This window comes from Janthinobacterium sp. OK676, assembly GCF_900103595.1.
Classification (GTDB): Bacteria; Pseudomonadota; Gammaproteobacteria; order Burkholderiales; family Burkholderiaceae_D; genus Janthinobacterium.
The window spans coordinates 122,413-136,728 of the sequence record NZ_FNHA01000015.1 but is presented as its reverse complement, the minus strand read 5'-3'; the positions used below and the strand labels follow the sequence as shown (position 1 = coordinate 136,728).

General features: G+C 64.5%; 15 protein-coding genes and 1 pseudogene. 7 read left to right on the top strand and 9 right to left on the bottom strand.

Translation table 11 applies throughout. The features are described 5' to 3' along the window. Window positions 1-38: 38 nt before the first annotated feature. A complete protein-coding gene (locus BLU39_RS29215) occupies window positions 39-167 on the top strand; it encodes a hypothetical protein (protein ID WP_302848401.1) in 129 nt (42 codons plus the stop codon). A gap of 12 nt (window positions 168-179) precedes the next feature. Beyond that, window positions 180-983 (top strand): response regulator transcription factor, encoded by an 804-nt coding sequence (locus tag BLU39_RS25375; protein ID WP_092718476.1) that lies wholly within the window; start codon window positions 180-182, stop codon window positions 981-983. Here BLU39_RS25375 and BLU39_RS25370 read toward each other — a convergent pair. After that, window positions 980-3,547, bottom strand: a complete 2,568-nt coding sequence (locus BLU39_RS25370; protein ID WP_092718474.1) for a TonB-dependent receptor — start codon at window positions 3,545-3,547, stop codon at window positions 980-982. The two genes, BLU39_RS25375 and BLU39_RS25370, sit on opposite strands and share 4 nt — an antisense overlap. Before the next feature lie 329 nt (window positions 3,548-3,876). Then, window positions 3,877-4,467, bottom strand: a complete 591-nt coding sequence (gene pnuC / locus BLU39_RS25365; protein ID WP_092718472.1) for a nicotinamide riboside transporter PnuC — start codon at window positions 4,465-4,467, stop codon at window positions 3,877-3,879. Window positions 4,468-4,602: 135 nt separating this feature from the next. On the opposite strand from pnuC, the gene BLU39_RS25360 reads away from it, so the two are divergent. Then, complete coding sequence (locus BLU39_RS25360; protein WP_092718469.1) at window positions 4,603-5,364, top strand: substrate-binding periplasmic protein; 762 nt, start codon at window positions 4,603-4,605, stop codon at window positions 5,362-5,364. Between the two features lie 6 nt (window positions 5,365-5,370). On the opposite strand, the pseudogene BLU39_RS25355 reads toward BLU39_RS25360, so the two are convergent. Then, window positions 5,371-6,071: pseudogene (locus BLU39_RS25355) on the bottom strand (isochorismatase family protein). Between the two features lie 65 nt (window positions 6,072-6,136). After that, on the bottom strand, window positions 6,137-7,003 hold the full coding sequence (locus BLU39_RS25350) for a pirin family protein (protein ID WP_092718466.1): 867 nt from the start codon (window positions 7,001-7,003) through the stop codon (window positions 6,137-6,139). Window positions 7,004-7,123: 120 nt separating this feature from the next. Here BLU39_RS25350 and BLU39_RS25345 point away from each other — a divergent pair, with 120 nt between their 5' ends. Continuing rightward, on the top strand, window positions 7,124-8,029 hold the full coding sequence (locus BLU39_RS25345) for a LysR family transcriptional regulator (protein WP_092718463.1): 906 nt from the start codon (window positions 7,124-7,126) through the stop codon (window positions 8,027-8,029). Between the two features lie 261 nt (window positions 8,030-8,290). Next, window positions 8,291-8,866 carry a metallophosphoesterase family protein gene (locus tag BLU39_RS25340; RefSeq protein ID WP_254789064.1) on the top strand — a complete coding sequence of 192 codons (576 nt, stop codon included), beginning with the start codon at window positions 8,291-8,293 and terminating at the stop codon, window positions 8,864-8,866. A 9-nt stretch (window positions 8,867-8,875) separates the two neighbouring features. Here the strand turns inward: BLU39_RS25340 and BLU39_RS28735 are convergent, their stop codons facing one another. From BLU39_RS28735 to bla, 3 genes are all read right to left on the bottom strand, one after another. After that, entirely contained in the window at window positions 8,876-9,049 is a 174-nt protein-coding gene (locus BLU39_RS28735) for a hypothetical protein (protein WP_175539415.1), read from the bottom strand. Between the two features lie 10 nt (window positions 9,050-9,059). Next, a complete protein-coding gene (locus BLU39_RS25335) occupies window positions 9,060-10,268 on the bottom strand; it encodes an RtcB family protein (protein WP_092718460.1) in 1,209 nt (402 codons plus the stop codon). 278 nt (window positions 10,269-10,546) lie between these two features. Then, window positions 10,547-11,614, bottom strand: a complete 1,068-nt coding sequence (gene bla, locus BLU39_RS25330; protein WP_232731282.1) for a subclass B3 metallo-beta-lactamase — start codon at window positions 11,612-11,614, stop codon at window positions 10,547-10,549. Window positions 11,615-11,633: 19 nt separating this feature from the next. Here bla and BLU39_RS25325 point away from each other — a divergent pair, with 19 nt between their 5' ends. Continuing rightward, on the top strand, window positions 11,634-12,437 hold the full coding sequence (locus BLU39_RS25325; protein ID WP_092718455.1) for a metallophosphoesterase family protein: 804 nt from the start codon (window positions 11,634-11,636) through the stop codon (window positions 12,435-12,437). Here BLU39_RS25325 and BLU39_RS25320 read toward each other — a convergent pair. Then, a complete protein-coding gene (locus BLU39_RS25320; RefSeq protein ID WP_092718452.1) occupies window positions 12,434-12,961 on the bottom strand; it encodes a dihydrofolate reductase family protein in 528 nt (175 codons plus the stop codon). The genes BLU39_RS25325 and BLU39_RS25320 overlap by 4 nt on opposite strands. A 41-nt stretch (window positions 12,962-13,002) precedes the next feature. Here BLU39_RS25320 and BLU39_RS25315 point away from each other — a divergent pair, with 41 nt between their 5' ends. Beyond that, window positions 13,003-13,599, top strand: a complete 597-nt coding sequence (locus tag BLU39_RS25315) for a TetR/AcrR family transcriptional regulator (protein WP_175539414.1) — start codon at window positions 13,003-13,005, stop codon at window positions 13,597-13,599. Between the two features lie 29 nt (window positions 13,600-13,628). On the opposite strand, the gene BLU39_RS25310 is transcribed toward BLU39_RS25315, so the two are convergent. Beyond that, window positions 13,629-14,306, bottom strand: coding sequence for a type 1 glutamine amidotransferase domain-containing protein (locus BLU39_RS25310; protein ID WP_092718445.1), 678 nt, complete (start codon window positions 14,304-14,306; stop codon window positions 13,629-13,631). Between the last annotated feature and the right edge of the window lie 10 nt (window positions 14,307-14,316).

Below are 14,316 nucleotides of genomic sequence, written 5' to 3'. Positions count from 1 at the left end.
CAGATTTTTTGGCAAGCGACATTGCTTAAAATCAATGCATGATTGAATTATTGGCGATCTGGGAAATCCGCGCTTCTTCTGGCGGAGAAACATCTTTTGAAACAAGAGAAAAGCGGAAAAAAAAGAAAAAGCGAGGCATAATAAGCTACAACTTGCTATTTGGTTAAGTCATCCATGCCATGCCATTGACCAGCGAAACCATCAAAAAGAATATCCTGATCGTGGACGATTCCGCGTTCGAGCAGCGCATGCTGATGGAGCTGCTCAGCGAGCAGCCCTACCGTTTCAGCATTGCCTTCAATGGCTACCAGGGCTACCAGCTGGCATTGGCCACGCATCCCGACCTGATCCTGCTCGACGTGCGCATGCCCGAAATGGATGGCTACACGGCGTGCCGTTTGCTCAAGGCCAATCCCGAGACGGAACCGATACCCGTGATCTTTCTCAGCGGCGCCGATGCCGCCAAGGAGCGCATCATGGGCTTGCAGGTGGGCGGCGTCGACTACATTTCCAAGCCCTTCCTGCCGGAAGAACTGGCCGCGCGCATCCATATCCACCTGGGATTGATGCGTAGAAGCAACAGTACCCTGCCGGCAGCGGCGCCGATCAGCGAGCGACAGCAGCATCCGGACCTCGTCTTCGTCAATGCCGTCAAGCAGCTGATCCTCGACAACCTGGGCAGCTTGCCCAACTTGTCCGACATCGCCCGCAGCGTGGGCACCTACCGCGAAAAGCTGACCCTGATGTTCCGCGAGCAGACTGGCATGACCGTCTTCGCCTTCATCCGCGAAGCGCGCATCGCCCGCGGCGTGGAATTGCTGCAGCAGACGGACATCGACGTGCAGGATATCGCCCTGCTGATCGGTTTTCACAACGCGGGCAACTTTGCCACGGCCTTTCGCGAACGCATGGGCGTCACGCCCAGCGCCTACCGCCAGCGCCTGCATGAGCAGACGGGGCGGCAGGTGTCAAACGGTCACTAGAACTTGTAGTTCAGTTTTAACGACGCGAAGCGGCCGCGCGGGTCCGCTTGCGTATAGTCGAAGCCCGATGCCGAGTAATCCCACGGCGCGCGCTTGTTGGCCAGGTTTTGCACGATGAAGGTGACGTTCGCCGCTGGCGTCACCTGCCAGCTGGTGGTCACGTCGAAGGTGCTGAAGGCGGCCACGGATTCATCGAGGTGCGTGTTTTGCGCATAGCTGCCCACGTAATTCCAGGTGAGCGTGGACGTCCACTTTCCCTGCTCCCAGGTGGCCGACGTGACGCCGCGCCATTTCGGGATCGAGCCGAAGTAATTGGTGCCGGCGCCGTCCGTGAGCGGCGCGCCGTCCGACAGCGGTTCGGCAAAGCGCAGCACGCGGCTCAGCTGGCCGGCCAGGGTCAGCTTGCCCCAGTCCCTGTCGACGAAGCGCTGGCGCAGGTCGAGGTCGATGCCCGACACTTCGCGCTGTCCCTGGTTGCGATACTGGCGGTACAGGGTCGTGAGGCGGCCATCGGCATCGCGCGTGATCTTCTGCGGCGCCGACGCTTCGTTGGCGAGAGTGGTGGTGGCGCTTTCCGTGCCGATCACGCCATCTTGCTTGATGCGATAGTAATCGAGGCCGATGCTCGAACTGCTGGTCGGCGACACCACCACGCCCAGGTTCAGGTTGTTCGACCGTTCCGGACGCAGCGCCGTATTGGCGATGGTAATGGCCGTCACGCCGCGCGTCTGCGTGGGCGTGATCGGGTCGCGCGGATCAAGCACGCTGACATAGCTGACGGCCGTGCTTTGCGTGATTTCCGGCAGCGACGGCGCGCGGAAGCCGCGCGACACGGTGCCGCGCAACAGCAGCCATGGCGCGGCCTGGTAGCGCGCGCTGGCTTTCGGCGAAAACGCGTTGCCGAAATCGCTGTAATGGTCGGCGCGGCCCGCCAGGTTGACGGACAGGTCTTTCACGACGGGCACGTTGAATTCGGCAAACAGGGCCGACACGCTGCGCGAGCCGTTGATGATGTTGATGGCCGGGCGCAGCTCCGTGCCCGACAGCACGGCCGTCGAGGTTTGCGAATCCATCTTTTCGCGGCGCCACTGGGCACCGGCGGCAAAGCCCAGCGGACCGGCCGGCAATTGCCACAGGTCTTTCGAAGCCGAGAAATCGACGGTGTCGAGGGTCGATTCGGCCGGACGCAGGGTCGACAGGCGCAGGCGGTTGCGCACCGCTTCGCTGTTTTGCGACTGGTCGAAGAAGTTATAGCTGCCGTCGGCCAGCACCTTCTGGAATTCGTAGCGGTTGACGAAGTTCTGCACGGTTTCTTCCAGCTTGCTGCTCGAGTGGCCCACGGCCGCATCCCAGGCCCAGCCTGCCAGCGTCCCCTTGACGCCCGCCAGCGCGCGGTAGAAGGTGACCCGGTCCTGCTTCAGGCGCGGTCCCAGGTCGAACAGGGTGGCCGTGAACGGCAGGGGCGTGGCGCCCGGATTGTTCGGGTGGCCGACAGGCAGCACGACGGGGATCGTGTCGAGCGCCTGGGTGGCGTTGTTCCACACGCGCGTGGCATTGTTGACGGTGAGCGGCGCGCTGAAGGTCTGGTCGGCGCGCGAATAACTGTGCAGCAGGTCGACGTACGCTTCCGTGTCCGCGTTCAGCTTGAAGGTGGCGCGCGCGGCCGTGTGCACGCGCTGGATGCCGGGAATCAGGGTTTTATATGGCGACGGGTTATACGCGAGCACTTGCCCCGTCTTGTCGGGCGTGATGTCGCCATAATTGACCAGTTGCAACGGGCTGCGCACGCCGCCCAGGCTCCGCGTGGGATCGCTGCCCGCATAATTGGTGGCGACCCAGCCCAGCGCGCCACGCTGCTGCTTGCGGAAATCCGCATCGCGCATCCACGCCACGTCGCCTTGCTGCAGCTTGTCGCGCTGCTGCGCGTCGATCGAGAAGACCAGGCTGTAGCCGTCTTCCTCGAGCTTGCCGAAACCCGTCTGCAGCGCCGCGCTCTTTTCATGCTGGCCCGTGCCTTCCGTCGAGCCGCCCCACTGCGCCGTGATGTCCGTGCCCGTGAATTCCTTGTACAGGATGATGTTGACGACGCCGGCCACGGCGTCGGAACCGTAGATGGACGAGGCGCCATCCTTGAGCACCTCGATGCGCTGCACGGCCGCCATCGGCAGGCTGTTCAGGTCGACAAAGGTTTCCTGCAGGTTTTGCGCCGTCGCATAGCTGGCCACGCGCTTGCCGTTCACCAGGATCAGGGTATTTTTCTGGCCGATGCCGCGCAGCGACAGGCCCGACGTGCCGGCCGAGAAACTGCCCGTATATTGCTCGTTGTAGCTGTTGCCGCTGTTGGCGGAAATCGAGCGCAGCACGTCCGACACGCTGGTCTTGCCGCTGGCTTTCAATTCCTTGGCCGTGATGACTTGCACGGCGCTGGCGCCCTCTTTTTCGCTGACGCGGATATTCGATCCGGTGACGTTGACGCGCAGCATGTCCTCTTCGGCATGGGCGATGGTGGAGACGGCGGGAAAGGCGGCGGCGATGGCAAGACTGATGGCGAGTGGTTTGAACATGGTTTCCTCTTATTGGGATTGCAGCCTTTTTCAGTAAAAAAGGCCGAGCAGGGGCACGCGGACCGGGTGGGCCAGCGGGCAAACGGCAATGAAACGGATGGGTGACTCAGGGGATGCGTGGACGGGCACGCACCGGCATCCACTGCGCCATGCATTGCATGGTCAGCTGGTGCCGGGCGGCGTAAAAACAGGCAGAAAGGGTAAAACGCAACATAAAAAACACCGGTAAGCGGGGAAAGGCCACTATATCCCGGTGTCTTTAGCGCGTGAACGAATTAAAAATTGATTGTATATATGATTTGAATCTAAGGACTTGGTATATGGAAATATCAGGCGTCGGCCATCTCCTGCGGCACGGCCGCCGCGCGGCGTGCCTGCACGCTCCACCAGTACCAGGAAATGAGGGCGTTGACCCAGTAGGCCGCATACAGGACGGCCGTCAGGTACAGGCCACGGCTGTAGTAGAGCGGCACGGCCACGGTGTTGACGAGCAGCCAGAAGGCCCACGTTTCGATGCGCCGGCTCATCAACAGGAATTGCGCGATGATGCTAAATACCAACACCGCCGAATCGATGAAAGGCGCGTAGGCATTCGTAAAGCGGTGCAGCAGCATGCCGTAGATCACCACGGAAGCGATGCCGGCCGGCACCACCCAAGCCAGGCTGCGCCAGCCCGTGCGCGTGATCGGCAAGGGCTTGCCACCGGCGCCGCGCCGCCATTGCAGCCAGCCGATGACGCAGGTGACGATGAAAAACAGCTGCAGCATCACGTCGGCGTACAGGTTGACCTGGAAAAACAGCACGGCAAACAGCACGCAGCCGACGATGCCGATCCACCAGGAATGAATGTTGTTGCGTCCGGCCAGGACAATGGAAACGGTCATCAGCACGTTGGCGGCGATCTCGAGCGGGGGAGTCAAGCGGATTTCCTTTGGATGAAGACAGCCGCCACTATAGCCCATTTGATATCCGCAACCGGCCATGCACCGCTTGACTTCCGTGGCCATTCTGGCAAATTGCTCAGTACTACCCTTGAACCACTGCGGAGATGTTCCATGCGCTTGCGCCACGTGCTGCTTGCGGCAACGCTGTCCGGCAGCGTCCTGCCCACCCAGGCCTGCCGCATGACGATGGCGCTCGAGCAATGGCCGCCATATGTCTACCGCGATGCGCAGGGCAGCTATACGGGCCTGGACCTGGAACTGCTGCGCGCCATCTTCAGGGAAGCGCGCTGCACGCTCGTGACCTTGCCGGAACTGCCGACGGCGCGGCGCCAGTTGCTGTTCCAGAAAGGGGGACTGGACCTGATGCCTGCCGCCTCCGACACGTCGGAACGCCACGCGTATGCGCGTTTCAGCGTCAGCTACCGCGATGAAACCGTGGGCATCTTCGGCAAGGCCGGCGCGCCCGTCGTGCAGCGCCAGGTCGCCAGCTTCGCGCAGCTCGCGCGCGGCAAGGCCAGCCTGCTGGCGCCCAAGGTGGGCTGGTACGGGGCAGACTATGCGGCGACCCGTCCGGCGCTGGAAAAGGATGGCCGCCTGAATACCTTCGGCAGCTTCCGGCAAGGCATCCTCATGCTCGACGCGGGCCGCGCCGACCTGCTGCTGGGTGACGTGCTGGCCGTGCGCCACGAAGCGCGCCAGCAGGGCGTGGCCCTGGCCGCCCTGCCCTTCCTCGCCTTGCGCGCGCCCGTGCACCTGATGCTCAATGCCCGCACGACCAACGCCGCCGACCTGGCGCGCCTGAACGCCGCCATCACGCGCCTGGAACAGCGCGGCGTGCTGGCGGCGATACGCAACAACTACGAAGCGCCGTAGCGCCGATCAGCCCTTGGATGCCGCCTCGAGGATTTCCAGCTTGGTTTCGCGGCCATTCTTTTGCACGCCCTGCGCCTTGTCGTAGCTTTCGATCAGCGCGCGGTATGGCGGCACGATGTGGTCGGTCATGATGGCGGCAAATTCCATTGCATCGGCGCGGTTCCAGGTGCTCATCACTTCAGCCAGCACGGCATACGTGTCGATCGGCACGGCGCCCGCCTGCGTCACGCGCGCCATAGTGATGTCGGTGGCCATCTTCGACCAGTTGCCCGAGGCGTCGATGATGGCAAACACTTTATAACCGGCCGCCAGCGCGCTGATGGTCGGGAAAGCCATGCATACGCTGGTGAGCGTGCCGGCGATCAGCAGGGTCTTGCGGCCCGTCTTTCGATGGCCTCGACCCAGGCCGGATTGTCCCAGGCATTGATCTGGCCCGTGCGCGGGATGTAGACGGCTTCCGGATTGAAATGGTGGATTTCCGGGATCAAGGGGCCGTTCGGGCCATCGGGCACGGAAGCGGTGGTAAACGTCGGCATCTTGGCCAGGCGCGACAGCTTGGCCAGCGCCGTGACGTGGCCGCGCAGCACGTGCTGCTCGATGTCGCGCACCAGCTGGAACAAGCCGCTCTGGTGGTCGATCAGCAGCATGACGGCGTCGTCGGGATCGATCATCGGTGGCAAACCTTGGAAGTTGGCGGGGGTGCTCATGGTGGTCTCCTGAAAAACCGTGCCGCGGAATGCGGCACAGGTACTACACAAATTGACTGCACAAATTATTTTGCGATGCGGGCGAAGCGGCCGCTGTTGAAATCCTCGAACGCCTGCGCGATTTCCGCTTCGGTGTTCATGACGAAGGGGCCATGGCCGACGATGGGCTCGTCGATCGGCTCGCCGCTCAGCAGCAGCACCACGGCGTCGTTGTTCGCCTCGACGGTGATGCTGTCGCCATCGCGCTCGAACAGCGCCATCTGCGCTTCGCGCACCACGCTCTCGCCATTGACCAGCACCGTGCCATGCAGCACGATCAGCGCCGTGCTCCAGCCCTTGGCCACGGGCAGCTCCGTCAGCTTGCCCTGGGCCAGGCGCACGTCCCACACCTGCATCGGCGAGAACGTGCGGGCCGGGCCATGCTGGCCAGCGAAGTCGCCCGCGATCACGCGCACCGAGCCGCCACCGTCCGGCAGCGCCACCGTGGGAATCGTGTCGCTGGTGATGGCCTGGTAGCCGGGCGCCGTCATCTTGTTTTTCGCCGGCAGGTTCACCCACAGCTGCACCATGTCCAGGGTGCCGCCCGACTGCGTGAAGGCAGGCGAGTGAAACTCTTCATGCAGGATGCCGGCGCCGGCCGTCATCCATTGCACGTCGCCGGGGCCGATCACGCCGCCCTGGCCCGTCGAATCGCGGTGCGCCACTTCGCCCTTGTAGACGATGGTCACCGTTTCAAAGCCGCGGTGCGGGTGCGAGCCGACGCCGGGCGGACGCGTGCCGGGCGCAAACTCGGCGGGGCCGGCATAGTCGAGCAGCAGGAAGGGGCTCAGCTGCTTGCCATGGCTACCGTACGAAAACATCGAGCGCACGGGAAAACCATCGCCTACCCAGTGCTGGCGCGGTGCGCTGTAGATACCTGTGACTTTGTTCATCTCGATCTCCTGTTGGGGGTTTGCATTACGATGGAGACAGAATACGCTTGCAACGATGAAGCGGGTAGACGGTAAAATAGGCCATCAGCGTTCCGAAAATAGAACAATCCAGGAGGCGGCATGCAGGATTTGAATGACTTGTATTACTTCGTGCAGGTGGTCGACCATGGCGGCTTCGCGCCGGCCGGGCGCGCGCTGGGCATGCCGAAATCCAAACTGAGCCGGCGCATCGCGCTGCTGGAAGAGCGCCTCGGCGCGCGCCTGCTGCAGCGCACGACGCGGCATTTCTCCGTCACCGACGTGGGGCAGACGTTTTACGAGCATTGCAAGGCGATGCTGGTGGAAGCGGAAGCGGCACAGGAAGCGATCGAACTGACGCGGGCCGCGCCACGCGGCACGGTGCGCCTGTCCTGCCCCATCGCCCTGCTGCAGTCGCTGGTCGCGCCCATGCTGGCCGGTTTCATGCGCGCGCATCCGCAAGTGACCCTGCTGCTCGAAGCGAGCAACCGCCGCGTCGACCTGGTGGCCGAAGGTATCGACGTGGCCATCCGCGTGCGCCCGCCGCCACTGCCCGACAGCGACCTGGTGCTGCGCGTGCTGGCCGAACGAGGCCAGTGCATGGTGGGCAGTCCCTTGCTGTTTGCCGGCGCGCCCATGCCGAAGGCGCCGGCCGACCTGGCAGACTGGCCCACCCTGGCCCTGGGCATGCCGCAACAGCACTACCAATGGGATTTGCATGGCCCCAATGGCGCGCGCGCCCAGCTGCGCCATACGCCGCGCTTCGTCACGGGCGACATGCTGACCTTGCGCGACGCGGCCGTGGCCGGCGTGGGCGTGGTGCAGCTGCCAACCATGATGATCACCGAACAGGTGGCCAATGGCAGCCTGCTGCCGCTGATGGAGCAATGGCGGCCGCAGCGCGAAATCATCCACGCCGTGTTTCCGTCGCGACGCGGCCTGCTGCCGGCCGTGCGCGCGCTGATCGACTACCTGGCGCACAGCTTCGCCGCGCTGCCGGAAGAGTGAAGGTTTTCAGATGCGATGGCGCCCTTTCAACAGGCATGAAAACAGCATGCGTTTATTGATACTGTCGGACCTGCACCACGAGCTGTGGCGCGACGAAGCGCCGCAGGGCGACCTCGCGCTCAGCCGTCCCGACGCCGTCATCCTGGCCGGCGACATCGACACGGGCACCCGCGCCGTCGCCTGGGCCGCCACCACGTTTGCGGGCCTGCCCGTGCTGTACGTGCACGCAACCACGAAGGCTATGGCCACCATCTGGACAAGGTGCGCCAGGAGCTGCGCGCGGCCTGCGCCGCCACGCCCAACGTGCATTTTCTCGCCGCCGACACCCACGTCATCACCGACCAGGCAGGCAACGCCGTGCGCTTCCTGGGCGCCACCCTGTGGACGGGTTTCCGCCTGCTGGGCGACGACACGCGGCAAGCGGCCATGCCCGTCATGAACGACTACAAGCGCATCCGTCTGGCCGGCATGGGCTTTCGCAAGCTGCGCGCGGCCGACACGGCCATGTTCCACGCGCAGCAAAAAGCGTGGCTGGCGCGCGAGCTGGCGCAGCCCTTCGATGGCCGCACGGTGGTCATCAGCCACATGGCGCCCTCCTTGCAGTCGGTCGACGATGCCTACGGCAGCGAAGGGTGTTCGCCCGCCTACGCTTCGCGCCTGGACGACCTGGCAGCGCAGGCGGACCTGTGGGTGCATGGCCACCTGCACATCTCGCGCGACTACCGCATCGGCCACTGCCGCGTCGTATCGAATCCCTGCGGCTACAAGGCGCGCAGCGGCGCGCCGCAAAATCCCGCTTTTGATCCGAACTTCATCATCGAGCTGCCGTCGCGTTAATCCGGCGCGCTAATCGTCAGCTTTGAGGCGGCCCGCAAGCATTTGCTGCAGGCGGTGCTTGCCGGCCCTGCGCGCCGCGCGCGGCGACACTTCCGACTGGTGCGCGCCGGCGCCGCCGCGCAGTTTCGCTGCCGCCACCAGCGGATTGCGCGGCTTGGACGTGGCTTTCACTTTGATTTTCATATGCTCCCCTTCAACCCTTGATGCAGACGACCTGGCGCAAGGTATGCACCATTTCCACCAGGTCGCTCTGGTGCGCCATCACGGCGTCGATATTTTTATAGGCGGCCGGAATCTCGTCGACCACGCCGCCATCCTTGCGGCATTCGATGCCGGCAGTCTGCTCGGCCAGGTCGAAGCGGTCATAGCGGCGCTTCGCCTCGCTGCGGCTCATGCTGCGCCCCGCTCCGTGCGAGCAGGAACACAACGACTGCGGATTGCCCTTGCCGCGCACGATGAAGCTGCGCGCGCCCATGCTGCCGGGGATGATGCCCAGCTCTCCCTGCCGCGCCGAAATGGCGCCCTTGCGCGTCACGTACAAATCGGCATTGCCATGCGTTTCGCGCGCGATGTAGTTGTGGTGGCAGTTGATCGCTTCCCCGTCGAGCTGAAACGGCGGCGCGAACTTCGCCAGCACGTCGAGCACGCGGCGCATCATCTCGCTGCGGTTGAGCAGCGCGTAATCCTGCGCCCAGTCCACCGCTTCCACATAGTCGTCGAACACCGTGGAGCCTGCACTCAGATAGGCCAGGTCCGCGTCCGGCAGCTGCAGCTGGTGGCGACGCATGTCCTTCTGCGCGGCGGCGATGAAGTAGCGGCCGATGGCGTTGCCGATGCCGCGCGAGCCCGAATGCAGCATGATCCACACGCGCTGTTCCTCGTCGAGGCAGATCTCGATGAAATGGTTGCCGCCGCCGAGGGTGCCGGCCTGGCAGATCCACGTGCGTTCGCACTGGCGCAGCATCTTGGCGATGCCGCGGTGGCGCTCGACGATGTGCTCCAGGCGGCCGGCGAGGGGGCGCACGGCGCGCGCATGGCGCGAACCCTGCACGCGGCTCCAGTCGTGCTGCTCGAAGCCGACGGGCACCTCCGCTTCGATGGCGCTGCGCAGGCGCGCCAGGTTGTCGGGCAAGTCGCTGGCCGTCAGGGTGGTACGCACGGCGTTCATGCCGCAGCCGATGTCCACGCCCACGGCGGCCGGAATGACGGCGCCGCGCGTGGGAATCACGCTGCCGACGGTGGCGCCGATGCCGGCATGCACGTCGGGCATGGCCGCCACATACGGATGGACGATGGGCAGGCTGGCGATATTGTGCAGCTGGCGCAATGCCTGCGCGTCGATATCGTCGGTAAAAATATGCACGGGCACATGGGCGCCGCGCAGTGTCTGATGAATGGGCATAACGGTGTTCCTGATGTCTGCGTTATGCCGGGGTACTGGTAAACCAAAAAACCCCGGCGAGTTTCCTCACCGGGGTTTTCAAGGACACCGGCTCGGGATCGGCAAGATGCCGATGGCCCCGAGCGTCATGCGCGGGGCTAGTGGAGGTACGACTTGCTGCCAGCCTGCTCGAACATGGGGTTCCTTTCTTTTGTTGGTTAATCTGAATTGCGAACGCTGATTCTGCACCGGATGCTGCAGTGCGTCAACCGCTTTTCATGGTGAAGGCGACAACGTTGTTATTTTGTCGCAGTCTCGCCAGCCATGGCTTTTTCCTTGGCGATGCGGGCATCGAGCTTCGCTTCATTCTTGGCTGCGTAACTGCCGCACGCCTGCGCATCGATGAAGGGATTCGGCGTGACGCCTTCCAGCAATTGCGTCAGCTTGCGGTCGCCGCCGGAATGGTCGGGGTGGGCCGAGATCAGGATGTCGCACGGCAGCTTGGCGAAGTCCCGCATGGTACGGCGGAAGGCCGGCGTCAGGTCGGCATGGCCCGCATCGCCGATGAAGTGAAAATCGTCGGCACCCACCGGCGTGAGGCTGGCGCCAAACACCACGTTCAGGCAGTCCGTGCGCTCCGCATCCTCGCACGACACCCAGGTCCAGCTGGTGCTGCCCGGCGTATGACCGGGCGTGTAGCGCGCCGTGACGGTCACGTCACCCAGCTGCAGGGTTTCGCCGTCGGCGATCTCACGCACATTTTCCACGGCCGGCATGGGCTCGATTTCGCCCGCCTGCGGATCCGCAGCGAGCACCGATCCCGCGCGCAGCGCCTGCGCTCCCAGCGGACTGGCGACCACTTGCGCGCCACTGTCGCGGGCCAGGGCGGCGATGCCGCCCGAATGGTCGAAATGCGCTTCCGTATTCAGGATGAACTTGATGTCTTCCAGACGAAAGCCCAGCTCGAGGATATGCTCCTTGATGGCGGCCACCGATTGCGGCAGCGCGCCGTCGATCAGGATCAAGCCGTCGCGCGTATCGATCAGCACCACGCTCAAGCCACCCACACCCACGTAATACGTGTCCCCGTGGATGCGCGCAGGCTGCTGCGGACGGTTCCACTGCGCCGCATACGGCGAGGCGATCGGCTGCGTCAATGGATCGGCGGCGGGCGTGGCGCCATGCGCCGTCAACGGCAGCGCCATGGCGGCCAGCGCGATACTGAGCAAGGTCTTGGGAAGGAAGAAAGGCGGCATGCGGCTCCAGGGTAAGTTGCGGTAATCGATGCCACAGGGTAACGTCGCCTGCGGTGCGCGGTCAAGCACGCCGCCGCAAGGCAAGCCGTTTGCGCTACGATAGAGGCCCATTCACTGCTCTCCTATCGCCATGCGTCTGCTGATCCTGTCCGACCTGCACCTGGAAGTCTGGGGTGACGACACGCCCGCCATCGACCTTGCCGCCTGCCGCCCCGACGCGGTGATCCTGGCCGGCGACATCGACACGGGCAGCAACGCCATCGCCTGGGCCGCGCGCACTTTCGGCGCCCTGCCCGTGCTGTACGTGCACGGCAATCACGAGGGCTATGGCCACCAGCTCGAGCACATGCAGGATGCCGTGCGCGACGCCTGCGCCAGCGCCAATGCGCACGGCGCGAACATCAGCCTGCTCGACGGCGACGCGGTGACGCTCGGCGGCGTGCGTTTTCTCGGCATTACGCTGTGGACGGATTTCCTGCTGTTCGGCGAGGAGCGCCGGGACGAAGCATTGAGCGCGGCGCAAGCCTACATGCCCGACTACAAGCGCATCAGCACGGGCGGCGACACGCCGCGTCTCTTGTGCGCCGCCGACACGGCGCAGCTGCACGCGCAGCACCGCGCCTGGCTGGAGCGGCAGCTGGCGCAACCCTTCGAGGGCAAGACGGTCGTCATTACGCACATGGCGCCCTCGATGCTGTCGGTGGAAGCGCAATACGCGACCAATCTCGGCTCGCCGGCGTTTGCCTCGCAGCTCGATGAACTGGTGGCGCAGGCGGACCTGTGGGTGCATGGCCACATGCACGCCTCGCTCGACTATCGCGTGCAGGATTGCCGCGTCGTGTGCAACCCTTGCGGCTACAAGCGGCCCGACGGCACGCCGGAAAATGAACGCTACGATCCCGGCTTCATCGTCGACATCGCCAGCGCGGGTTAATTTTTCCGATAGCGCAGCTGCACCACGCCGCTAGGCAGCTGGCGCGTGCCGTCCAGGCGCCAGTCGCTGCGCGGCAAGCCGTCCTCGAACAGGCGCACGCCCTTGCCCAGCACCACGGGCAGCACGGACAAGGTCAGGCTGTCGATGACGCCCTCGCGCAAACCGGCGCGGATAACGGCGCCGCCATCGAGATACACGTGGCGGCGCCCCTCTTCCGCCAGCGCTTCCAGCACGTCCCGCACGCTGCCTTCGCGGCGCTGTTCACCATGGCGCGGCGCGAAGCCGCGGTGGCTCAATACCTGCACGCGCTTGCCCGCATACGGCCACGGTTCGAACCCCAGCACGGCGTCATACGTGGTGCGGCCGATCAGCAAGGTATCGACCTGCTCCATCAATGCCGTGTAGCCGGTGGCGTCGGGCGAGTCGGGCGCCAGTTCGGCCAGCCAGGACAGGTCGCCATTCTCTCCCGCGATGCAGCCATCGAGGCTGATGCCGAGAAAAACGCTGACAAAAGGTTTTTGCATGGGTTTTCCTTGATTTAATTCTACAGTGTAGAATTATGCCCATGAAAACCCCAAAACTTCAAGCCAAGGAATCTCCCGTGCGCCGCGCCGGGCGTCCGCGCCGCGCGCTGCCCGCACTGGACAGCGCCAGCATCCTGCAGGCGGCCCTGGCGCTGCTGGAAGAAAAAGGCGAGGCGTTTTCCATGCGCGCGCTGGCGCAACACCTGGGCGTCGACGCCATGGCCGTGTATCACTACTACGCGGGAAAAGAGGAATTATTGCTGGCCCTGATGGCACAGCGCTTTGCCGCGCTCGATCCGCAGCAGCCGCCATTTACGCGGCGCCAGACAGCGCCACGACGCCTGCTGGCGCTGTGCGCGCTGTATCTGGAACTGGTCAGCGCCACGCCCTACTTCGTGCGCCTGATGGCGCGCGGGCTGGTGGAGCAAGCCGACGTGGCACAGCGGTTCACGGCGCTGTTCGAACTGGCCGTCGACGGTCTCGAGCTGGACAAGAAAACCCGGCTGCGCGGGCGCGATGCGCTCGTCGATTTCCTGCACGGCTATGCGCTGGCGGGCAGGCCCGCCAACGAGACGCAATGGCACGCCTCGGTCGGCCTGATCCTGGCGGGCATGGCCGCCGGACGCACTGTGGCGTGACGACCAGCGGCGGATGCGCTACCGGGGTATCAGCCCAGCAGCTTGAGCAGCGCCTGCGCGGCCGCTTCCGACGATGCGGGATTCTGGCCCGTGACCAGCAAGCCGTCGGTGACGGCGTACGGCTGCCAGTCGCCCAGCTTCGAGTACACGCCGCCGTTTTCCTTGAGCATGTCCTCGACGAGGAAAGGCACGATGGCCGTCAAGCCGACGGCATCTTCCTCGGTATTCGTAAAGCCCGTCACCTGCTTGCCGCGCACCAGCGGCGTGCCATCAAGCGCTTTCACGTGGCGCAGCACGCCGGGCGCGTGGCAGACGGCGGCGACGGGCTTGCCAGCGGCGATCATCTGCTCGATCAGCGCGATCGAGTGCGGGTCTTCTGCCAGGTCCCACAGCGGGCCATGGCCGCCCGGGTAGAACACGGCGTCAAAGTCTGCCGCTTTCACGTCGGCCAGCTTGCCCGTGTTGGCCAGCACGGCTTGCGCAGCGGCGTCCTGCTTGAAGCGGCGCGTGGCGTCCGTTTGCGACTCCGGCTCGTCGCTTTTCGGGTCCAGCGGCGGCTGGCCGCCGTTGGGCGACACTACCGTCAGCTTCGCGCCCGCTTCTTGCAAGACGTAGTAGGGAGCGGCGAATTCTTCCAGCCAGAAGCCGGTTTTCTTGCCGGTGTTACCGAGTTGGTCGTGCGAGGTCAGTACCATCAGGATGTTCATATTGTATCCT

Excerpts from the sequence above, each read along its gene's own strand:
- BLU39_RS25325 (WP_092718455.1), top strand. The coding sequence starts at position 11,634 with ATGCGTCTGCTGATCCTGTCCGACCTGCACCTGGAAGTCTGGGGTGAC.
- BLU39_RS25360 (WP_092718469.1), top strand. The coding sequence starts at position 4,603 with ATGCGCTTGCGCCACGTGCTGCTTGCGGCAACGCTGTCCGGCAGCGTC.
- BLU39_RS25315 (WP_175539414.1), top strand. The coding sequence starts at position 13,003 with ATGAAAACCCCAAAACTTCAAGCCAAGGAATCTCCCGTGCGCCGCGCC.
- BLU39_RS25350 (WP_092718466.1), bottom strand. The coding sequence starts at position 7,003 with ATGAACAAAGTCACAGGTATCTACAGCGCACCGCGCCAGCACTGGGTA.
- BLU39_RS25370 (WP_092718474.1), bottom strand. The coding sequence starts at position 3,547 with ATGTTCAAACCACTCGCCATCAGTCTTGCCATCGCCGCCGCCTTTCCC.
- BLU39_RS25320 (WP_092718452.1), bottom strand. The coding sequence starts at position 12,961 with ATGCAAAAACCTTTTGTCAGCGTTTTTCTCGGCATCAGCCTCGATGGC.
- BLU39_RS25310 (WP_092718445.1), bottom strand. The coding sequence starts at position 14,306 with ATGAACATCCTGATGGTACTGACCTCGCACGACCAACTCGGTAACACC.
- BLU39_RS28735 (WP_175539415.1), bottom strand. The coding sequence starts at position 9,049 with ATGAAAATCAAAGTGAAAGCCACGTCCAAGCCGCGCAATCCGCTGGTG.
- BLU39_RS25375 (WP_092718476.1), top strand. The coding sequence starts at position 180 with ATGCCATTGACCAGCGAAACCATCAAAAAGAATATCCTGATCGTGGAC.
- BLU39_RS29215 (WP_302848401.1), top strand. The coding sequence starts at position 39 with ATGATTGAATTATTGGCGATCTGGGAAATCCGCGCTTCTTCTGGCGGA.
- BLU39_RS25335 (WP_092718460.1), bottom strand. The coding sequence starts at position 10,268 with ATGCCCATTCATCAGACACTGCGCGGCGCCCATGTGCCCGTGCATATT.
- BLU39_RS25345 (WP_092718463.1), top strand. The coding sequence starts at position 7,124 with ATGCAGGATTTGAATGACTTGTATTACTTCGTGCAGGTGGTCGACCAT.
- bla (WP_232731282.1), bottom strand. The coding sequence starts at position 11,614 with ATGGGCCTCTATCGTAGCGCAAACGGCTTGCCTTGCGGCGGCGTGCTT.